Origin of the sequence: Metabacillus mangrovi (assembly GCF_009711125.1) — a bacterium.
Taxonomy (GTDB): Bacteria; Bacillota; Bacilli; order Bacillales; family Bacillaceae; genus Metabacillus_B; species Metabacillus_B mangrovi.
In genome coordinates, this window is sequence record NZ_WMIB01000011.1 from 23823 (window position 1) to 46407 (window position 22585).

Annotated in this window: 18 protein-coding genes; 5 read left to right on the forward strand and 13 right to left on the reverse strand. The window is 36.4% G+C overall.

Annotation, left to right across the window (positions count from 1 at the left end; genetic code table 11):
* Window position 1 precedes the first annotated feature (1 nt).
* Window positions 2–1072, reverse strand: coding sequence for a DUF5105 domain-containing protein (locus GKZ89_RS11825; protein WP_155112623.1), 1071 nt, complete (start codon window positions 1070–1072; stop codon window positions 2–4).
* 298 nt (window positions 1073–1370) lie between these two features.
* Here GKZ89_RS11825 and GKZ89_RS11830 point away from each other — a divergent pair, with 298 nt between their 5' ends.
* Window positions 1371–1829, forward strand: coding sequence for a VOC family protein (locus tag GKZ89_RS11830; protein ID WP_155112624.1), 459 nt, complete (start codon window positions 1371–1373; stop codon window positions 1827–1829).
* A 231-nt stretch (window positions 1830–2060) separates the two neighbouring features.
* Here GKZ89_RS11830 and GKZ89_RS11835 read toward each other — a convergent pair whose 3' ends face one another.
* Entirely contained in the window at window positions 2061–2408 is a 348-nt protein-coding gene (locus tag GKZ89_RS11835; RefSeq protein ID WP_155112625.1) for a cupin domain-containing protein, read from the reverse strand.
* A gap of 148 nt (window positions 2409–2556) precedes the next feature.
* Window positions 2557–3243, reverse strand: a complete 687-nt coding sequence (locus tag GKZ89_RS11840) for a hypothetical protein (RefSeq protein WP_155112626.1) — start codon at window positions 3241–3243, stop codon at window positions 2557–2559.
* A 234-nt stretch (window positions 3244–3477) separates the two neighbouring features.
* Here GKZ89_RS11840 and GKZ89_RS11845 point away from each other — a divergent pair, with 234 nt between their 5' ends.
* Complete coding sequence (locus GKZ89_RS11845; protein WP_155112627.1) at window positions 3478–4440, forward strand: bile acid:sodium symporter family protein; 963 nt, start codon at window positions 3478–3480, stop codon at window positions 4438–4440.
* 236 nt (window positions 4441–4676) lie between these two features.
* On the opposite strand, the gene GKZ89_RS11850 is transcribed toward GKZ89_RS11845, so the two are convergent.
* Window positions 4677–5678, reverse strand: coding sequence for an HNH endonuclease (locus tag GKZ89_RS11850; RefSeq protein WP_155112628.1), 1002 nt, complete (start codon window positions 5676–5678; stop codon window positions 4677–4679).
* A gap of 333 nt (window positions 5679–6011) precedes the next feature.
* Here GKZ89_RS11850 and GKZ89_RS11855 point away from each other — a divergent pair, with 333 nt between their 5' ends.
* The 3 genes from GKZ89_RS11855 to GKZ89_RS11865 are packed head-to-tail and all read left to right on the forward strand — an operon-like array spanning window position 6012 to window position 7520.
* Window positions 6012–6392, forward strand: a complete 381-nt coding sequence (locus GKZ89_RS11855) for a hypothetical protein (protein WP_155112629.1) — start codon at window positions 6012–6014, stop codon at window positions 6390–6392.
* Window positions 6385–6558 carry a hypothetical protein gene (locus GKZ89_RS11860; RefSeq protein ID WP_155112630.1) on the forward strand — a complete coding sequence of 58 codons (174 nt, stop codon included), beginning with the start codon at window positions 6385–6387 and terminating at the stop codon, window positions 6556–6558. Before GKZ89_RS11855 ends, GKZ89_RS11860 begins: the two co-directional genes overlap by 8 nt.
* A 29-nt stretch (window positions 6559–6587) precedes the next feature.
* Window positions 6588–7520 (forward strand): GIY-YIG nuclease family protein, encoded by a 933-nt coding sequence (locus tag GKZ89_RS11865; RefSeq protein ID WP_155112631.1) that lies wholly within the window; start codon window positions 6588–6590, stop codon window positions 7518–7520.
* 157 nt (window positions 7521–7677) lie between these two features.
* Here GKZ89_RS11865 and GKZ89_RS11870 read toward each other — a convergent pair whose 3' ends face one another.
* The 9 genes from GKZ89_RS11870 to pglX form a co-directional block, all read right to left on the reverse strand.
* Window positions 7678–7869 carry a hypothetical protein gene (locus tag GKZ89_RS11870; RefSeq protein WP_155112632.1) on the reverse strand — a complete coding sequence of 64 codons (192 nt, stop codon included), beginning with the start codon at window positions 7867–7869 and terminating at the stop codon, window positions 7678–7680.
* Window positions 7870–8025: 156 nt separating this feature from the next.
* The gene (locus GKZ89_RS11875; RefSeq protein WP_155112633.1) at window positions 8026–10494 is read right to left on the reverse strand and encodes a S8 family peptidase; all 2469 of its coding nucleotides are present in this window, start codon (window positions 10492–10494) and stop codon (window positions 8026–8028) included.
* 3 nt (window positions 10495–10497) lie between these two features.
* Window positions 10498–11463, reverse strand: a complete 966-nt coding sequence (locus GKZ89_RS11880) for an AAA family ATPase (RefSeq protein ID WP_155112634.1) — start codon at window positions 11461–11463, stop codon at window positions 10498–10500.
* Window positions 11464–11661: 198 nt separating this feature from the next.
* On the reverse strand, window positions 11662–12297 hold the full coding sequence (locus GKZ89_RS11885) for a hypothetical protein (protein WP_155112635.1): 636 nt from the start codon (window positions 12295–12297) through the stop codon (window positions 11662–11664).
* Between the two features lie 51 nt (window positions 12298–12348).
* Window positions 12349–13329 carry a restriction endonuclease gene (locus tag GKZ89_RS11890; protein WP_155112636.1) on the reverse strand — a complete coding sequence of 327 codons (981 nt, stop codon included), beginning with the start codon at window positions 13327–13329 and terminating at the stop codon, window positions 12349–12351.
* Window positions 13330–13344: 15 nt separating this feature from the next.
* Entirely contained in the window at window positions 13345–16524 is a 3180-nt protein-coding gene (locus tag GKZ89_RS11895) for a DEAD/DEAH box helicase (RefSeq protein WP_155112637.1), read from the reverse strand.
* 25 nt (window positions 16525–16549) lie between these two features.
* Window positions 16550–19039 carry a BREX-1 system phosphatase PglZ type A gene (gene pglZ, locus GKZ89_RS11900; RefSeq protein WP_155112698.1) on the reverse strand — a complete coding sequence of 830 codons (2490 nt, stop codon included), beginning with the start codon at window positions 19037–19039 and terminating at the stop codon, window positions 16550–16552.
* Window positions 19040–19097: 58 nt separating this feature from the next.
* Window positions 19098–19772 carry a BREX-1 system adenine-specific DNA-methyltransferase PglX gene (locus GKZ89_RS21230; RefSeq protein WP_241680229.1) on the reverse strand — a complete coding sequence of 225 codons (675 nt, stop codon included), beginning with the start codon at window positions 19770–19772 and terminating at the stop codon, window positions 19098–19100.
* Window positions 19723–22581, reverse strand: a complete 2859-nt coding sequence (gene pglX, locus GKZ89_RS11905; protein WP_241680230.1) for a BREX-1 system adenine-specific DNA-methyltransferase PglX — start codon at window positions 22579–22581, stop codon at window positions 19723–19725. Before pglX ends, GKZ89_RS21230 begins: the two co-directional genes overlap by 50 nt.
* Window positions 22582–22585 lie beyond the last annotated feature (4 nt).

The window sequence follows — 22585 nt, forward strand, 5'->3', positions numbered from 1 at the left end:
ATCAGCGGTCTCCTTGTGCAAATGTTTTTACAAGTTGGTCACTGTTGTAATCTTCTGTATCAACCGTCCACTTGCCATCCTTTTTGATCATCTTAATTTCCAGCGGGTTTCTCCCTGGCTGGGCATCCAGTGAATTCAGTACAGCATCGAACTTTTCCATAGCATAGCTCTGGGATTTCTTCGAGTCGTAGTCATCCGTTTTGTCCGTATATTCGTTTCGTAAATCCTTAATCGGTTCATATGCATCACTCAGTGATACGGTAGAGTACTCAAGCTTTACGACCGCCCGGTCATTGGCAAATGCCTTTGCCTCAGCTTTAAGCTCTCCTTTTTCAGCAAGTACAGATTTGAAGCTCGTATAGTGCTTGTCCATTTCCTGCTCTGGAATGGACTCATAGGCAATGAGGTCCATGCCGTCGCTGAAGCTTCTCTTTGCTTCTTCCTGAAGGGCCTGCTTATCAGCGGTGACAAACTTTTCATAATCCGGATTTTCTTTGTCCAGATAAATGGTCTCGATATAGGCAGTCAAAGCTTTCGCAGGATTCTCCATCTCCTCCAGGCTGTCTGCATATTTTTCCGTATCCAGCTTTAATGTGACTTCCTCTGGCTTATCTTCATAATCGTCCGTGCGCGGTGTGATGCCAATTTCATACTTCTCTCCCTTTTCCACTTCAAAAAAAGCAGGGACCGTCTTTACTTTTTTGGCACCAATGCTCCCTGACACGTCTGGCTCCAGTCCAAGATCGGTAGAGTAAACACCACTTTTCGCGCTCAGTTCCTCTTCCCCTTTGTATAGCTTGATCCCATCCGAGCCAGAGATGCTAAGAGATTTGTCCGACGTGTTCTCCACCTTGAGATTGACCATCAGAAGACCTGTATCCGCTTCCGATGCACCGTCATCCTCCCCTGTCATTATGTATGACGCGTCCGTCACTGACACTTCCATAAACTTGCTCTTACTGCTGCCCTCGCCATCGGCGTTTGCCTTCTCCCCAAGGCCGCCTATGCTGCATCCTGCTGCAGTTGTCATCAGCAAACCCGTCAAAACTAGAAAACTACCTTTTTTCATCATTTCATAATCCTCCCAATCCGTTAAATTAAAAATATTTCAATAATGTTTCAATTCCGTTCCGATAGTACATTTCCCCCTGACTTGGAAACATAAACCATAAATGTATGACTATTGAATAGCACTATATATTAAAATTTGTTGTTTTTTAGAATATACAGGAAAAAGAATAGCCCTCCAGTGCTGGAGTTGTGGAGGAAAACGGACTCTCCTCATTCAAAAGTCTTAGACCACTTTCAAACTTATACCTGAGCCCTTTTTCTGTAAAAAAAGATACGATAGAGCAAAAGGGGGTCCGATTATGATTAAAGGATTATATGAAGCACATCTGCCTGTGAGCGATATGGAGAGGTGGATCCATTTTTATCAGAAGCTTGGCTTACAAACCGCATATGTAAGTGAGAAAGTATCGTTTATCTGGATTGAAAAGGGGAAGAGCTGGCTTGGATTGTGGGAAACAGAGCACGTACACCTCCCATACCACCCTTCCCTCAGGCATATTGCCTTTCACGTAGAAGCAGAAGAGATCACAGCGGCGAAGAATTGGCTAAAAGAAAGAGGGATCAGCGTCAGGGAAGCTTTCGGCTTTCCACCGGAACGCCAGCCCCTGGTACTCCCGAATCACCCGCAAGCCCATGCCTGTCTTTATTTTCAGGACCCGGACGGAAATTCACTGGAATTCATTGCTCCCCTCAGGCTGGATGTTGAGGAGGATTTCGAGATGATGACTCTAGAGGAGTGGTATGGGCGGGAGGAGTGATTTATGGAAACAATAGACGGGGTAAGGTTTAAGATTGCGAAACGATACCTTGCAAAACGCAGACTGGCCAAAGGGTGAGTAGATACCGGAAGGAGGGTGGAGCTGCAGGTGTCTAGTTGAAAAAAGCACCAAAGAACCGGTTACTTGCCTCTTAGGTGCTTCTTGTTTAAGGATGTGGCTAAGTACGAAATCTTAATGGGGCACAACAGATGCTCTACTAACAGTAGTGCGCTAGTATTTATTAGATGAAACTCCCTCTTTAAAAGGCATATAAGTTGAAGGTGTTAATTCCTCACTCTCAATTACAATAGCAGTCAATCCATCTATCGTTTTTGTTTCATGCCATTCATCTTTTTCGAAAAAAACAGCATCCCCAGCTTTCACTTTGACATATTCCTCTTCTTTTCCTCTAACATATCCTTCGCCAACCATAATAAGAAGGAGTTGAGGAGCAACAGCCTGGTGATAACACCCTATATGAGCAGCCTTTTCCGTTTGAATAACCCGAGACATAATAAAGTCGGAATTGAATCTTGAAATTTTTTTGCCGGTCTTTTTATCAAATCTAAACAAATTCATTGGTCCCTACCTCTTTTACCTATTTTTTACACTGATTTTATCATAGAAGAGGTATGTCTTATATGATAAAATCATGCAAAAAAAAGTAAAAGGACCTTAAAACTCAGACCCTTTACTACGATTAAGACAAGCCCTATAACCCCATCCCCTAAAATCCGAGCCTTTCCTCAATTTCCATCGTCGGAAAGTAATCCCCATATTCATTTGTTTCCTTCTCACTGCGATTCATGCTAATGGTGCCCACATTTAGAAAAGTAACGGTAAGGGTTTCCCAGCCGGTATAGTATAAGAGCTCATCCGATAAATTAGCATAACTGGAAACTGCCACATCTTCCGGAGACCCTATGTCATATCCTGATAAGTCAGCTGTAGCACTTATCTCTCCATTATCAAAAGAATATTCGCCACCCAAGTGATTATCGACGATCTTTTTTATTCCATCTTCGTTTATTTCTCCCCCTGGTATCTCCAGTGCATCCATGAGCTCAGCTTCCTCACTAGACTCAGCCTCAGCTTGCAGTTTCACCTCTTGTTCCGCTGCTTCTTCTTTGGCTTTCTCTTCTGCCTCAGCTTCTGCTTTGGCTTTTGCTTCTTCTTGTTCTTTAAACCACGGTGCTGCTGCATCTACTTGTTGCTCCAGGCTTTCATTGTCCTTTTCCAAATCTTTCTCTGCAGCCGTTTTTTCAACAAGCTGTTCTTCCAAACCGGTTATTTTCGCATCGGCAATAGTCAATTGTTCCTGTGATGGACCGATCAATGATCCAACAGCCAGCGCAATGATTGCAGTTAATACATACGTCCATCTCTTTTTCAAAAACTCAAATATGATAGTCAAAATCTATATCTCCTAGTCTTTAGTTTATTTATACAAACCTTATTCATTTTACCAGAATTATAGTTAAAAAGAACTACTATTTCGACATGATATGGATGAATCGATAAATTATTTAATTGATCACAGACTATCCTAGCGGTCGAACTTCTTTCACTAATTCTAAAAAATCTAAATATTGAAATATATCGAAAGGTGTTATACAATCTCACAAACAGTTGAATGAGGATGTGAGGAATGAAAACGCTAGAACGATTTAGTCAGTTTGTTTCAAGTACCTTTGCCTATTGGGTCATTTTGTTTGCGGTGGTAGCTTTTATGCTGCCGGCAGGATTTACGTGGATTGTTCCGTTTATTACCCCGCTGCTCGGGATTATTATGTTTGGTATGGGTTTGACGCTGTCAGCAAGCGATTTTAAAGGCGTGGTAAAACGTCCATTTGAGGTGATGGTGGTTGTAGTCGCCCAGTTCTTGATCATGCCGCTGCTTGCTTTTGTTTTGGCAAAGGGGCTGCAACTGCCTCCAGAAGTAGCGGTCGGTGTCATTCTTGTAGGCTGCTGTCCTGGCGGAACGTCTTCTAACGTCATGACTTTTCTCGCCAAAGGGGATGTTCCCTTATCCGTAACGGCTACAGCAATAACAACTGTACTCGCACCGGTTGTAACACCTGCACTCATTCTTTTATTCGCGAGCGAATGGATTGAAATCAGCCCCGTCTCCCTATTTATCTCGATCGTGAATGTCGTCATCATCCCAATTGCTTTGGGACTGCTGGTGAAACGATTCTTCAACAGACAAGCCAAAGCGAGCGTGAAAGTATTGCCCCTCGTCTCAGCTGTGGCAATCATAGCCATCGTAGCAGCTGTCGTATCCAACAGTCAGCAGCAGATCGCGCAGACCGGACTAGCCATCTTCGGTGTCGTGGTGCTGCATAATGTACTCGGCTTTCTACTCGGATTCGCCTTAGCCAAGCTTCTGCGAATGGATCTGTCTAGTGTCAAAACCACTTCCATCGAAGTGGGCATGCAAAACTCCGGGTTAGGTGCTCAGCTTGCAACAGCCCACTTCTCCCCGCTGGCAGCTGTACCAAGCGCAATCTTTAGTGTTTGGCATAATATCTCAGGCTCTATTTTAGCCAACATCTTTGCGAAAATGGGAACTGGTGAGGAAGAGGCAGCTCCTAAACGGCAGGTTTCTTAATGGAAATAGCCATTCTCCGATTGGAGGATGGCTATTTGCTTTCGAACGGATTCACTGCAATGCCAAAATTTCGCATTCCATGTTTTCGCGTTTGTTGAGATATCCTGAGAAGCGGTTGGTTGATAAAAACTTTTTGTGTCATAAACATACCCCTGATAAGCAGCCTGCTTCATATAACATTTTCTCAAGTGCAGTTGACATCACTTAACCGGAAAAAATCAGAAATTATCGTTCATTTAACGATATTCACTACCACCGCCCCAAAGTTCTCGGCCACCAGTGTGTCCCGTATTGGTATGTTGTTCTTCGTCGACTAGTTGTAACACTCCTGGTTCTTCATTGTGATGCCAAGTGAATCCCTCTGGAGTATCACCACTTTTTAGAAGTTGTACATCTTCTTCATTTAAACTTAAGTCCTTGGCTAAGTTAGGATCTTTCATAATAGCATCATAAAGTTCCTGATTCGCATAACTAAATTGAACATAATCGGATTGTAAATATAAACTTTGATCAATAATTACTCCATATTCAACATCAAAATCAGGAAATATACCTATAACAGTCTCACCATTTGGTAGCTCAATTGTTTCTTCATAAAATGGAACACCCGTTTCTGGATGATCCAATCCAGCTAAATGATCGTTGGTAGTTTCTATCTTTTCTCCATTATGCAAATTTACTTTATCTGAATTAGCTTCTGAGGAATCATTCTCAGCAGCTTCTACCCCATCAACCCCGTCCAGTACATCTACCAATCCAACTGCTAAAGCTCCTATTGCCACAGTTTTTACTATGGAGGATGCTCCACCTTTTATCCTATCGTTATCACCATCGATAAAGCCACCAATTACCTCTCCACCATTATGGATCGTATTCTTTGCTGTTACCATCACGCCTTTTGCCGTTCTAGTAACAGCACCTCCCATATCTCCTAGTCCCTTGTCTAGCTGTTTAGGGTTATCGTTAATAATCCCAGATACAGTATCAACCGCTCCTGAAGCAACTTGTCCGACGGTATCACCTGCAAATTCAGATGATTTCCTAACACCTTTTCCGATATCTTCAATTATCTCGACCCCTGTTAATTCACCGACAATTTGAATAGGTCCCCCTACTACTACCCCAGCTGCTTTCCCTGCAAATTTCCCAATCTCTCTTAGTAAACTCATAGTTTCTAATACTCCCATTTCCATTAATTTATATTGAAGTTGTTTTCCTTTTTTATTATTGGTAAACAATAAGCTCTGTCTAATTAAAAAGCTGTTTAGTTGAAAAACTCATAACGGTTCTCATAATCTATACCTTCTGTCTTTTAGTTAATATAAATCTAATTTATTTTACCAGATAAGTAGTTAAAAAGAACTAGTTTTTTACATGTCACGATACATTCTTTCACAATGAGATTAGAATTTGGTTGAGTACTGATTTAATCCACTAAAGGGGGAATATAAGAGGAATCTGAAATAGAAGTTAGCTTCAAATACTTGGGTTAAGTCAGATTTAATAATCATGGTTATCAATAATCTAATAGGGAAGTAGATTTATATACTTAAATAAAGGAGTGATTGGAAATGCGACCTCCAACTTTAAATGATGAAGTAAAGCAAAAACAGAATCCAGAAGAACTAAGTACAATTAATAGTAAAAACCTTACTGAGTTTGAAAGTTATTTAGAATCTTTAGTAAAAAAAGCAGTTAAACGAGTATTATTTAAGTCTAATAATTCTAAATCTCCAGCTAAGTTAACAAAAATAATAGTAAATGAATATCCCTTCGATGTGGATGAACTACGAAATCACACAATAGATAAGTTAAATGAAAATCCAGAAATTCCTAATATCAATCTAAAAATCTCGTTGCTTAAAAAAGTAGCAAACAACAAAAAATATAAAAAAATTGCTCAAATAGCTCAAAATATGTTAGATAAAGAGTGGTGGAAAAACAATGAATAATATTTTGTCGAAAATATTCAATTGGGTTAAGGACATTAGCTCTGCTGAATTGACTAAAGAAATATTAGAGAAAGTGTTATGGGCGGCGATAGAAATATTAATTGAATCTCTTTTACCTGAAAACAATAAAGACTTTGATAATGGTACAAAGCCAGATCCTCTATGACAATCGACATTAAGCAATCTTAATAATTAATGATGCATGCATCAAATATACCAACCATAATTTTGCTTAATAAATCATCCAGGAATTATATTTCCAAGGAGGAATATCTTATCCAAAAAGACAGCACTGTCCTGTTGTATTTTCCTGATTCTGCAAACGCATCTTCTTTAAAAGTCATCCAGGATTCTACTAGTCAAATTCGGGGATTCTACTTTACAAAAAGTCAGATGCAGAAGGTCGAGAGTTTAGAATACGCAAATAACTATGCTGTTTACTTTTTATTTTCGGATCTGGAAGAACCTAGCGTATATATAGGCCAATCGGTTAATGGGATAACACGAATCAAATCACACTTACGCGAAAAAGAGTTCTGGAAATTTGGAATTCTTTTCGTCACTGATAATAATAGTTTTGATAAACTTAGTATTGATTATTTGGAGTATCAATTCATCCGGGAATTCGCAAAAACGCAGTTTAACCTGGAAAATCGTGATCTTCGCCAAGTTGAACCGAACTTAAATGTATTCAACCGGTCAACACTTAGGGCATTTGCCAAACAAATTGAATTTTTACTAGAAGCCCTTGGGATATCCTTTCAACCAATTGGGATAGAGGTAAGTAATCATACCGAATATTTTCATGCTCCTGAACCTTATAGGGCGAGCATCTATTTACAAGATGGAAAGTTTATTTTGCAAAAAGGATCAGTAATTAAACAGCCTATAACCTCTTCGAGATCCTGGAGTGATGGGGGACGCTTCTATAATCGCTATATGCGCCACTTTCAAAATTTTATTGATACCGAACAAGCTGAAATAATAAGGGATAATGAAGCCCAACTATTACACGATGTTGAATTTACCAGCCCAAGTACACCAGCGGATTTATGTTCTGGCCAATCTAATAACGGATGGAAATTTTGGATTGGACTTGAGGAAAAGCGAAAGAAGGAAATTAAATAATCACTAATAGACTTCAATAGAGTGTATTTCTTTTATGTAATAGTGACACCGACCAAGGGGGGCAGATAGCAACGTATGTCGTGTTCCACCTACCTTGTCCCCCATCCTCTATAAATAGCAGTGCCAAACCAGTACATGGAGCTTGCCATTTAATTCTCTACCCTTTAGGCGAGTCGAGTACTTGGTATGCTAGTTGATACTTTCCGCCTTCCGCAACCTCTGTATGGTACAAAGCCTTGAGAGCAAAGTTTTTCTCTAGCTGATGTTCTTCCATCAACTCTTTTAAACGTATTTGCAATTCCTTGTTGTCATTAATCAACTGTTTCATTTGAGATTTGGTAAACTTCATGATGCTCACTCCTTTCTAAACAAAAATCTATATAATAAAATCCCATTTAACTACTTATGATAAGGCTCACCGTAACATTGGATAGGGTAAAATAGAACATAAAAATAAAGGTACACATTTTTGTGTGCCTTTATTTTATAACACTTATGTATCTATTTATATTTTAATAGGAACTGTAGTTTTAATACTTGTAATAATAGGAGTATATAAATCTACTGTTTCTTCCTCTGAGATAAGCGATACTATTAATGAGTATCTTATCTTCCTATCCCATCTACCAATCCAAGACCTTTCTCTCCACCATCCAACAGCAGGGTAGATACCAATAAAATTGCTCGTCGCTAATTCAGCAGCTGTACCTTCCCATAAATCTGAATGAATAGACCCTAAGTGTCTATTTTGTTTCCCTAAAACCCATTTCACATTACCGCCACCACTGTCTAAGTCATTATCATCAGAATTTGCGGCAGCATTGATCCTCTGTAAAAAAGATTCTTTAGAATCAGTTCCATTAACATCAAACCTTAATAAACACGATGGATATCTATATCGATCTTTCCATCCAATTTCACCAGGCCCAGGCTCAATAAAGTATGATAAAGTTACTTTCATTTTGACATTGCTCTCACCCATGCCTAACAAAATGTCTTTGGGCCATGGCAACTCATGTATATGCATGTCTTTAGTTTTATAAGATCCATCTGCCTTTCTATCATACGGTTGCAACTCAGATTGTACTATAAGATTTACACTATTATTCATACAATAGATTGCCCTATTCAGATCCGGCACTCCGAATCCACAAATTCTTAATAATTTTCTATAATCCTTCTTTTGAGTTCCTTCTAAAAACTGACTTTTCATCGTTTCTGTCCATTCCGCAGAGTGAACCATAAGACCTCTTAAAGTCTCTGGCCATGCATCAGGATATTTAGATTGAATTCGCGCTGCCATCCAAGCAGCTTTAGCAGTAGCTGCACTTGTTGCATTTATGTAATCAAAGTGTCTTTCAAAAGGTTTATAGTATGTTGTTAAAGAAGATAGTTCTTCTGAAGTATAGCATCCAAATGAATCTTTAAGTGCGTTTCCTCCTTCCATAAGAATTTCTGGTTTTATAGGCCACTTATTATCCCAAACCAAAGATGTTGAACTAAAAGGTGATAGTCCACCGTTTGGAGCAACAACTTTCATACCTTTATGTTGTCTAGCTTCTACTTCTGTTTTTTCAGTATAAGCACCAACACTCAAAGCGTTCCAAGATTGTGCAGGATTTTGTACAGATAGACTCATGTTACTTTCTGGATAATTCGTCCATTCATTATTGTCGTTAATATTTCCTGCAGAAACGATAAATAATTTCTTTTCTTCATCAAGAAAACCTGAAGTTGTTTCATCTATAGCAGCAGACCAAGAAGATGGACTTCCATCACCAGTTTCATATTTTGGAGCAGTAACCGCCATACAAATGATTCTTTTTCTGTGTGGATTATTTATCATGTGATTACTAATAACAGTTGAGGTAATTGCACCATAAAGCTTCGGGTCATTTTCGCCAGTATTAGGTATAATTTTACTTGACTCTAGATTGTGATATATTTTTATCTTGCCACTTTCTTCTAATGCAGCTTTAATATCTCCAAAAGCGCTCAAACCTGCCATTTTTGTCCCGTGTCCATTGTGATCATCTAGACCCCATGCATCGTCATAACTATTACGATCTTCATCTCTAAGTAATGGTTCTATCATGACATGACCATTGTTAATTCCTGTATCCAGAATACATATACATACATCTAATTCGTCATCTATTTCAATTCGTTCAACAAGTTCTCTAGCCCAGTCAGATTGTTCGCTATTTTCCATATCAATAAAAAAGCTATTAATTTCCGCAGCTTTCCTAATCTCTGCTATATCAGAACTCAATAAAATTAATTCCATAAGCTGAGTTCTATTGGCTTTTAGTAATACAACAGTCCTTTCTGGAAAACGTAGTGCCTCCTTCTGTAAAGGCAGGTTTAAAGTTTGAGATATGAGTCTTCTGAAGTTTTCTTCCACCTCTTTTAGGTCACTGCTTAGCCATACTTCACACCATTCTGGTTTTCCCTCAGGTATCCATTTTATTTGACTTATTGGCCAAAAGGATTCCAGAACCGCCAATTTAATGTTCTCAATGCTATTAATCAACTTTTGATTTTTCGGTTTTCCAGTTTTTGTTTCATTATTAAGATATTCTTCAACTTTTTTCAAATAATTATTTTCTTTACCTTTAGGTACAAAAACAGTTGCTTTTTTAACTTCTTTCTCTTGAACTTTTACTGTTCTTACATTTAAAAGTCTAATACCTTTTGCTCTATCTTCTAAACTTTTTGATGCTAAATCAAAGTCAGGTAAACTTTCAAATTCAATGTATGTCCCTTGACGGATTGGTAAAGAAACTGCAGTTCGATAATCATCTTGCTCCTTTGCTTCTTGCCACAAATGGTCTAATTGACGTTGAAGACGAAGGCCATGATTTTCGCGATCTCTAGGAGGTAGTTTTTTATCTCTTCCTTTTATTTTCGAAGTGTAAGGAAATGGATTAATATTTCTTTGGATAAACAAATTATCGTATCTATTTACGCCCATACTTTAGATATCCCTCCTTTTGTAAGCTTCTTTTCTTTCATTAATCATTCTTAAAATTATTTCATCATTTATTTCATTCAAATCAAGTAATATTGCTTCTTTGACAGCATCACTACAAGCCATAGATATCTCTGCATGACTCAACTTAATTGCACTTTCAACTATTTTATCCAATGAGACATTTTTAGGTTTAAACTTTCCAAGTCTGTTATTAATTAATCTCTTTACTTGTTCTTTGTCAGGTAATGTATAATGAATAACATCATCGAACCTTCTAAACAAGGCATGATCTAGTAACATGGGGTTATTTGTTGCGGCAACAATTATGCTCTCTGATTCATCTTGCTCTATAAACTGTAAAAATGAGTTCAAAATTCTTCTTATCTCACCAACGTCATTATCTAAGCTTCTTTCTGTACCAATAGTATCAAATTCATCAAATAAATAAACAGCAGGATTATTGTGGATAAAATCAAAAATTTGTCGTAACTTTACACTAGTCTCTCCCATGTATTTCGTTACCAGTTTATCCATTACTATGGTGCAGAATGGAAGATTTATTTCTCCTGCTAACACAGAAGCAGTTAATGTTTTTCCAGTACCAGGCTGACCAGTCAGCAATACTTTTCTTCTATTGGTTAAACCATGTTTTCTTAACTTATCCTTTTGCCAAAATTCAAGTAATATTCTTTCTATGCGGGATTTAATTTCTTCACTTACGACTAAATCATTAAGCTTTTTCTCACTTATATCAGTTAGCATCAAATCATCTAACTGTCTGTTAAATGGTAAAATATTATCAGTTTTTACTTTTGATTTTTCCAGTAAATCTCTAATATCACGTGCGAAGGCTTGATGGCCTTTTTTGGCTTCATATGCGGCAAGTTGCAAGACGACCGTTTTAAACCTTTCTTCATTTTTTTCATAATGAGACTGAATTAACATCTTAATTTGTTCAGCAGTAGCCAAGTTAATAGCACCTCCTTTGCGATTAAATTCCTGTTTAATTTGGTTTAGGATATTCATGTGTATCAGAAAAGTGATATACAGACTTATAAGAAACAACTATGAAGTCCAACCATATAACAAATAATTATTTTTATTTTTTCCAATTAACTCTAACTATAATCCCTTAACTACAACCACTTTTGAAGTTGGAAATTAAGTTTAGAACCTAAAAATTCTATTTTCAGAAATAAATTGTTTCTGACTACTGGATAAACAATCCCAAATACTTCTTAATCTCCAGTCCTCTAAACTCAATAACTGTTCTTTTTCTCGACTTTTCTTAATTGTTAGCTTGAAATGGGACTTGTTAAACACAATCTTAGCTTTTTCAAGTCTCCAAACAAGGAAAGTCAACTGTTTAGGTGTAAAGGCTTTTCTTTCTTTAAAGTATTGAATGAAATCTTCTATAGCAAATTCATTATCAATAGTAGCTAATTTAACCAAAGCATTTAGGACACTTTTTTCCTTTGCTTCTGTAACAAGTCTGCTTCTATCTTTACTTACTTTTTTCTTTGCATCTTCATATGATAATTTTTTTCCTGCTTCATCTATTACTGAAATTCTAAACCTAGTAATACACTCTGATCCAATTAATAACGAATTATCATTTTGAGTGTTTACAATTTCAAATTGATATCTTATATGTGGTTGGTCACATAGCTCACATATTTCATCTGCAACTTCTACATCAAACATATTCCCTTCATATATCCACTCGTCCAAAGCTTTTCTTATATTATACTTTTCATTACTAACAGGGAATATATTTTTCTTCACTCTCTCCATCCAGTTCATTTCTGTCACCTCACAGTTTGATACTTAATAAGATTTTGTACTAAACCACTTTTACTCAGGTAGATACATCTTCTGCAGTGGCAGCGATGCCCTAACATCATCAGGTATATTGTCATACCATTTCACTACTAAATCAACCAATTCCTCTAAATCTACTAATCTTACAGAGTTATGTTTAGCTACTGCTTCAGCATGTGAAGTAAATCCCCCTGTTGAAACAAATAAACTATTAGCATCAATAGGATTTGCTCCTAGTAATTGCTGAATTTCTGGTGCTCCTGCTGAAGATTTTCGATGTTTAACTTGAACCTTAATGATTGGTTTTTCAAAACCAAAAGCATCTTTATAGGCCAATACATCTACTCCACCATCTGGCCCTTTTGGACTTACCTGAACGTTATACTCCATTGCTTGCAAGAGACCACCAACCAACTCTTGCATTTGCCACGGATCAAGCTTATCTACTTTGTCTTGCACCATTACTAAGGCCTTACTGACAAGGTCTTCTATAATTTCTTTCTCTTCTACCTCGTCTATAGGTTCTGGGTCTGTAAATGGATGTTCTATTAAATTTTCAATTTCATTTCCCCACTCATCTACACGAAACACCGTTAAAACTGATCCGAGACTATTTTTGGCAGCTTGTGACAAAGAATCCCTTTCAACCGTAATTTCTTCCCAGTCCACTTTAATGTTATTAGGATAAGCAGGATTCCCTACAGATTCATCATAAAAATGTGATTCTAAAACAGTTCCCACCATGTAATCCCGTTTTTCCTTATTGTAAGTAATCACCCGATCATTTTTTTTAACTTCTCTACTAAAACGCCATACTTGGTTAACCCAACTTCTCCTAGAGTTAGGCTTACTTTCAGCAAAAACAATATTTGACTTGGCAACCATCTCATCCTTAGTTCTATATTGTATTGGATTTCCAAGCTTAGGCCATCCAACGGATGCGATACCATGTTCTTTCCATACTGGTATCAATTCATTATCATCACCAGCACGTATCATCCACCATCTCTTCATTATTTATCCCCCTCATTAAACAAACATCAAGCCTTGGTCTAATTGATGTTCTATTATCTGTTTTTCTCTTACTTCATAAACAACTACGCGACTCTTGATTGCATTATAGTCTTCCTCTATCAACTGCTTCTTGAATTGATGTATATCGTTCGTAACCACAATAAGTCGACTTGCACCATTCGCTTCCTCGCTGATAAAATCTACTAACCCAAGTGCTTGTTGTACTCTTACGTTGATTCTTCCTTGCCTAATTTCATAATCTTCAATCATTGAGAAGTAGTCTTCTGGTATTACACGGTCATTAGCAGTGCCATTTGGTTCAATTCTAAATTGAGTTATCCTTTTTACTGGCTTTAATTGTATCGATCGCTCACGATCAATTTCAGTTAAACGTTCTTTACTCCGATCTTCCATTTCATCTATTTGTGCGTAAGTTTGATTAATTAAAGCACTGTTTTTACCTTCTACATTTTCTTCCTGATACTTCTTCAATCGATCTTGTAAGGTTTCCATTTGATCCTCGAAAGATTTTCTCAAGAAGACCCTCTTTTTATTTGCATAATCTTCACGTTTACGTTGAATAGACCTTAATAGTCTTCTAGCATGTTTAATTACATGTCGTTTGATTTCCTGATCTTCATAGTCATACGTATTTATTACATTCATTGCTTGACCAAACAGTAAATATGGTGATATTTCTATAAACTCACCATTACTACGTTTACCAGTCAGCATTAGCTTTTGTTCAAGTTCTCGGCCATTACCGTCCACAATTGTTACTTGATTTAATTCCATTGTCATAGATTCTGGGATGGATGCCTTCACTTCATAAAGAGGAAGTACAGCTTGCTGCATTTCTTTCGCTGTCAGTTTCATCACTAAGTTAAACAAAGGATTATCATTTTCAATCATCGTTATTAAATTTGAGACTTTCGATAAAGATAAAGCAAAGCGTATAGAATCATCAAAATTAAACATCAATTTATGATCACGTGCAAAATCACGAATCCGCTTTGGAAAACGATCAATACGGGCAGTTGTCTGATCCGCAGAAATGTTTAATCTAGTTCTTGTGTTTTTTAATCCATCAATCACAAAGCGTCCATAAAACCGATTAGGTATGCTGTTTATTGATACTTCATCAAAGCAACGTTTTGCACCTGGAAGGTCAAAGTTATCATCTAAACGTTCATTTTGAGCGAGTTCTAATAAACGCTTGTGTTCTTCGGATAATGTTTTTTCCATGTTTGCAATAATTTCGTCTAAATCTTCTCGGCCTGAGATCGCTTGCTCCATTACTGAAGATAAATCGGCTTGGCGATCCTCTAGAACTTCACCTATAAAATCATAAACAAGATCTTGTCCAAGGTCTTCTCGCATTTGCTCCATCTTGGTAAGTAGCCGAATTAATACGTCACCTTCACGTGTATTGGTGGCAACAAGGTTAAAGACAAAGACCTCATTTTTTTGTCCGATACGGTGAATACGTCCCATACGTTGTTCCAAACGATTTGGATTCCACGGAATATCATAATTGACCATTTGATTACAGAATTGCAGGTTAATAGATTCTCCACCAGCGTCTGTTGCAATCATGATTTGCACATCATTCCGAAACTTCTCTACCTCTTCTTGTCGTCTATCCATAGAAAAGTCACCAACAATTTTGGCTATCTCTGGAACGTATGCTTTCAATTTCTTCTCTAGGTAATTAAGTGTGTCCTTTGATTCAGTAAAGATTAAAATCTTCTCATCTTGTGCCAACAATCCATTAGCACCAAATAATGTCTTTTCAAGCTCTAGAAACTTACGCTCATTTTGACTCTGTCTGATGACATTAGCTTTACGAATCAGTTGATCCAACATTTCTATCTCGACTTGCAATTCATCAAAATCAAGCTCTTCGTATTCTCCTTCAGCGTAAGCTTCGAGCAATTCCTGTTCCTCAAGTGAACTGTCTTCGTAATCTTCATAATCCAACATCATCTTTTGGAATTTTTGTCCTGTTTCCAATACCTTCTGCAACCGATCTTTCCGACGTACAAGCGACAAATAAATTGCTTCAACGGATGAACTTAATCGTCGTTGCAAGATCATCATTGCAAAAGCAACATTTGGTTTATTGTTTTGCTTGGCCCGATTAAAGTAATGTCTTACATAATCAGTGACAGCTTCATACAAATCACTTTCTGCTGGACTTAGTGCAAATCCTAACGTTTTCGTTGTACGTTTCGGGAAAAGGGGGGTTCCATCGAAATTAACCATTTTTTCTTTTAAACGACGAATTATATAGGGGTTACTTTTCTCAAAAATAGAATCACTTCGATTCAATTGTGAGAAGATATCATGATCTATTAAACTCATCAAATGACGAAAATTCTCTTTATCCCCTTTATGAGGAGTCGCTGTCAATAAAAGGGTATGCTCAGTATGCCTTAATAAATTTTCACCAAGTTGAAACATCTTAGTCCGCTTCACTTTACGTTTCTTTTGCCCGACAGTATAGGCAGCCATTTTATGCGCTTCATCGACTATGACTAAGTCAAATTGTGAGTTAATAATTATATTTTTAATATCTTCTCTAGAGGCCCAATACACCGATGCAATAACTTGCTGATGCATATCAAAAGGGTTCAATTCACCTGAAGCATCTAAATAAGAACGTGTAATGATTAAAAAGTCTTCATCGAATTTTTCCTTTAATTCCATTTGCCACTGCTTCAATACAAGAGGAGGTACTAATATCAATGTTTTTCGAATCATGTTTCGTGCCTTTAATTCACGGATAAGCATGCCAGACATAATCGTTTTACCTGCACCTGGATCATCTGCTAATAAATAACGTACTTGGGGAGCTTGAAGCATTTTGCTATAAACAGCCTCGATTTGGTGTGGCAACGGTATCAGGTTCTTATTGCCACGAGCCCGTGACTGAGAGTATTCTTTCTCTGTTCGCAAAACATAATATTGCAGATAATGTTGAAATCTATCTCTCAATTTATCTGAAGCATCTTCATCGGAAAAACGTTCAACTTCTTGTAATTGATGTTTCTCCAGATAATTTTCGAAGAATTGACTTGACTCTCGCCCGACAGCTTCGACTAAATACAGATCATCATCAATGTTCTCAATATGTTTGATTTGAACAGGTTCTGGCCAAAATGATGCACCTACAATTTCACCTTTTCTTAGCAAGATAACACCCCCATTCTTTTAAAAATTAATACAATGCTTCATATAAGCGCAAAGTAAATTCTTCTTCTAAATACGGTTCTTGACCTTTCTTGGTTACAGTCTCGATTCTTAATTTACATGTTTCACCAATCTTATAATGCTTTTCAATCAAATTAAACGTTACTTGTCTATTCCGATCACGATTTTCACCTTTTAAGTCAAATACAAGTTCAACCTCATTAGAAATCCGTTCATCACCTTGATAAAACGCCATAAGAACTTTTCGTGAAGTATAGATATCCGTAATATTCTGCTCTTGATAAAAAGAAACCGAAATACGATAATTTGTAACGACCTTATTGACCATTGCTACCGCAATATCTACAGGTTGCCCTTTTTCAATTCTTCGATAATCTATTAATGGGACAACCGCTTCTTGTGGTAATGCTCCTCCATGGATAAATTGAAGACCTCCACCTGTTTTGAATCGGTTTAGACTTTTCGCCATAACAACCTCAACATTTTGTAACGGAGTTTGACGTTCAGTTAATTTAATCGAACCTTCAGGAACGTTTAAATTGTGCCCAATAGCAAAACGACGGTTATGATCCATAACTTGTCCTTCAACAGCAGAAATTTTTCCATGGTTTTCAATTTGTTTAAATTGAAATAAGAAACCATGATCCGCTGTTATAAAAATACGTTTCGCTTGAAGACGTGATAATCGATCAACCGCATATTGTAAATCTTGTATCGCCTGATGAACTGCTCCATAAGTTTCACGTTCCGACTTTGCTGAATCTCCAAGAGCATCGATGTGGTCATGATATAAATATACTAGTCTCTTGCCTTTCAACAATTGATCGGCTTCACTTGCTTTCATATCCAGAAGTTCCTTTAACTTTAAAACTTCAGTTTGCCGCTCAACTGATTGTAGAATGTGTCGGCGATTATCTAACCCTTTTGTTGATAGTGCGTCAGCCAAGATACCTCTCTTATCGTCTGCTAAAAGTTCACCATGTGGTAACAATGATGCCATCCCTAATTGCGTGTACGTTGGATAGCTTGCTGCCATAGGATCAATGCTTGATTTTCCATTTTCTCTTTTCTTTAATATTTCATGAAGTTCATAACCCGCTTCAAATCGTAAAGCATCTGAAATAATGACGAAAATCCTTGTTTGTTCCTTCTCTAATATAGGGCGAATCATCGTAGAAAAAAATGCTCGTTGAGGCATTAGTTTGGATACATACCCTTCTTCCAGTCTAAAATTCATTTCCTCTGAAAGTCGACGTAGGTATTCATTTTCATACCAATTAGTCAATCGGCTTGCGATTTCTTCAAGCATTTCTTTCGCAGCAAGGCGCGTAAAATAATACATAAATTTACGGTAGGCCTGGTCGATTTCATATAATGATTTCCCATAACTTTCATAAAAATCTTCTTGTAGATGGATACAATTAATAACGGGTTTTAGCTTTTCAATTCGGATTGCTTCAAATAACGTGTTATAAAGGGCCTTTATTTTATCTTTCGAACCCCAATATTTATGTAAACGTTGTTCAATTAAGGATAATCGTTCTTCTATTTGAATTGTTTGATGAAATAATTCATCGATGCATTTCTCAATGATAAGCACATCAACGACCGGGAAAGTATCTACTCGTTGGTAGTTTTCTATATCCTGTTTAGATAACACATCTCTTACGTTATATACTCTTTCCCATTCTTTGATATATTCTTCTAGTACATCCCTATCACTATGTTGTAACCACTCTTCAATGAATAATGCACAGACGTTAGGTGATGATGATGCCCATTTAACCTCCCAATCGTCAGCAGTAAAGCCTGCATTCTGCCGGAAATGTTGATAGATGAGAACATTTAATAGCTCCATTAATGGTTCATTATCTGTTTCTAGTGATACGCCAAAGTAGCGGCCGATTATCTCAAGTGTACGTTCTATAGAAAAGTTACGTTTTATTTGCTTCAATAGTTCACTTTCTTCCACACGTAGTCCTTCCAAAAGAAGCAGTCGGACAATTACACGTAAATCAGGTACCGGTGCTTTTACTATAGTAGCCATCATACTAAGTTCAAAATGATAGTCATCAGCTTGTTTAGGCAAGATTTTACTTAATCTTCTTTTACGTTCTTTACTATCAAAGAACAAAGGATACTGTTCCATCTTAGGACGCAACACACTGTCAGATACTTGCAATGTTTCAGTTAACATAGCAGTTTCATCTGCTTTGAACTCTGTACTGTACAACAACATATCCAATAACATATTTTCTTTGTCGGCTGGGTTCGCTACATCAGAATAAATTAAAAACGACTCTGTTGGTCTTTGTATTTCAATCTCAACTTTTAATTGAAAACAATTATGATTAGTTAATTTTCTTACCTCGATATCACCCAGCTGTTCTTTTAGTTCATCCAAACTTACTTGCGCCTGAGGATCGTACCAAAAGACAATTGCTCGTTTTTTCGTATCCCTTTCTTGTTTTATTTTCTCTTGTAACTTTTCAATCATATCCACCGATTCCACCTCATTATGTAAAGAGAAAGAGGAGAATCTCCTCCTCTTTCAGCTATTTAATCTTTGCAAGCACATCTCCAAATTTTTCATAATTCGCTTTAACACCGTCATCTAAATCAATGTCAACTTGTTCATTTGCGTACGTCGCTAATTTCTTGTCAAACTCTTGAAGCTCCTCAATTTTTTTCTGATAAGCTGATTTAGATTTTTCAAGGCTCCGCTTATCACTTGCCGATATGCTTGGATTTGCTAAACGTGTATCAATCATTTCTATTTCATTTTGATATTTAGATTGAATCTCTTGTAAATGTTCAAAACGAATTGTTGCCATAGTATCAGGTTGATAACGATGCATATAAATTAGTGTACGTAATCCCTTTTGTTTACCGGAATCCACTAACCAATAAATTGGTCGTTTTTGATAAGTTTTACAATGGTCGTTGAAAAACTCATCTATGAAATAACGACGTAACCGCTCCTCCTGCGACTCATTTTTCTTCAGTGTTAACGATTCTGCTAGCCATTGAATATTTTCATTTACAGTCTCTGGACTAAATGCAACGGATAAAAACTCACGTAAACGTACAATAATATCATTGTCAAAATAATGGTCATCGGTTATTTGAATGAGTCTATCCTTATTGGGTTTGAATGTCTCATATATTGATTCATCAACCTTACCACCTGCATTCACAAGACCGTCTATATCTAGGGAATAGCGTCCCATAAACACAGCCAATAAAATAAGATAAAAACGATATTGTATCTCTTTCTCGTTTTGATATTGATATAGTAATTTCACTCTCCTCGATTTCAGGAGAAAGCTTATTAGCAAGACCATAACTTTCTATAAAAATCTCATTTAGTTTTATTTCATTCTCTTTATGATAATTAAAGCGATTTTCGCTTAATTCTTTCCATCCACAAAATGCTGTCTGTAGCTTACTATCCTTGTTATCTTTGCAAAGTAAAAATGGGTGTTTTTTAAACTCCCATGAAGTTTCAAAGGAATTCCAATCATCTTCCGATAAACGAACTAATTCTTTTGTTATACTAATAACTTTGTCTCCATTCTCTTGAATTAAGGGCAAGGATTTAATGTCCCTTACTTGGAAATTTAAAGTTGGAGATAAAAAACTTAATAAATAAAAAGCTGTTTTAGAATTTAAAAAAGCCAAAATATAATGCAGTAAATTTTCATCGTTATTTTGGGGAAAGATCGAAGAACCTCCCTTATCAAATGTTGCATGACTAGGTAACATTCTAAAGCTTGCGTTTGAACTTGTAATTAACCCCCAAGTAATCCCATGTTTATACCAGAATTCTTCGGGAATAATTTGAGAAGCATGTCCTTTCCTATAAACCTCCCTGGCCTCGGGTGACCAATTAATTAATTCGAGTAAATTTCCAAACCACTTTCTGTAGCCACCGCCTTTAGCATAAAAACGCCAATATCCATCGTTGAAAAAATGCTTCAAGGTGTCTATTTCCCAGAAAAACCTTAAATACATACTATTATTTCCAGTTACGTTTTGACTAGGTGATGTTACAACATCTCCAACTAATTTATTGTCTTTAAATAGCTGTCTTTCTTGCTCACTAGCCCAATACGCAAGAGGAGAACCAGGTATTTCAATAAAGTTCTTAGATTCATAAACATTTCTGTATTCTATCTCTCTGTTTTTTACCGCTTCTTTAACCTTCATTGGCTGATTATTTGAACCTCTAAATTGTGATAACCTGACATACTGTCCCAATGTATTATGGGTTTGGTTTTGTATGACAAAAGTACATATTGGAACAGTGGCTTCTTCAAATGCGGAATATTCAAGTTGGATTAAACTAGAGATACTTGTATTCTTAATTAAATACTCTCTTAATTTTTCGTGTCTAGATATAAACATCCAGGTAAAAGGGGTCATTAGGGCAGAGAACCCATTAGTTGTTACCATTTGATTTGCCCTATAAATGAATGCAGAATATAAATCATACTTATAATTTTCATAGTACTTGTTAATAAATTGTTTTAACACTTTATTATATTTACTGTGGTAAGGTGGGTTAGTCACAACTACATCATATTTTAGAAATAACAAATAAGCCTGTTTTAAAATTGGGACTAGCTTATTTATTAATTCCTTAGAGTAAGATTCTTCAATTAAATCATCTTGTTGTTTTTCTAAGTTATCTACCCGAATAATCCATTCTTCGTAAGGGATTTCTAATGGAATGATTAATGAACCAAACTGTTTTCCATTTTCAAACTGACTTAATAATTTATTAAATAATGATCTTTCAGTTTCATTCTCTACAAAATAGTCTATAGCTTCTTGAGATAGAGACTGATCTACATCAATAATTTCATATACATTTAACTTTGGACTTATCCCTTTACGACTTAATCTTGAGATAAAACGTGGTTGTTTTTCAGCAGCCTTCATTAACAATGCAAAGTTCGCAATTTGTTGAGCTCGTTTATCAATATCTAGACCATACAAGTTTTTTTCTAAAATTAACTGTGGAATTTCTCTTGATGGATATCCCGCTTCTTCATACATGTCATATAACATTTCAAAAGCGTATATAAGGATATGACCAGATCCACATGCCGGATCCATAATTTTTAAATCCTCTAATGATTCGAACTCAGGGTACAAATGGTAATTTTCTTCATGTTTTAAATAATACTCCCAATTCTGAGCTAATTTATTGTCTTCATATTTTTCGTCATATAGTTTTCCTAAAGAGTTCTGTACCATATATTGGACAATCCATTTTGGTGTAAATAACTGTGTGACAACAGGAAGATCTTCTTTCTTAACAGCATTGTTTCTTAGTCCACCGACCTGCTCCTTCTTTTCAGACATGTAGTATTGATAAAGCCAACCCAATACTTCAACATTATCTGAGCGAGAACCGTCTTCATTAATCTGGAAAAAGTTTTCATCAGATAAACCATTTACAATTTTGCGTATAATAGATTCCTGATCTAATAAATAGTCGGGTAATAATAGTTCTGTAAAATCATCAATTTTTTCAAATAAGAAAGGTAATAGTTTATTCAGGCTATTGCATTGAGCGACAAATAATTTACGATAAGCTTGTTCACTTTCACCTTTTTGTATCCATTCATTTATTTGTTGATAATCCACATCAAGGTTCATCGTTTCATATTGAAGTAAAATATCTGGCTCGTTTTTACCTGTACTACTTGATAATACATTTACTCGATCTGGCAAGTAATTGTTCACTTCCATATAACGAATCGCAATGATTCGGTTAAACCATGTATATGCCACTTCTTCAATAAGCTGATCATAACCAGCAGATTGTAATCGTTGTTTTAACGTATGAAAAGCGTGCTTTCTTTCAATTGGATAGGGATTACCGTTTATAAATAATTTTCCATAGTTTTCTTCAATCTTTAAATCCTGATTAGCTTTGGTAATACCATATTGCTCTGCTTTTAATGAGACTTTAGCCATTAAGTCTCCTCTTGCTTCTACAGCAAATTTCTTTAATTCCGCCTTATTCATTGTT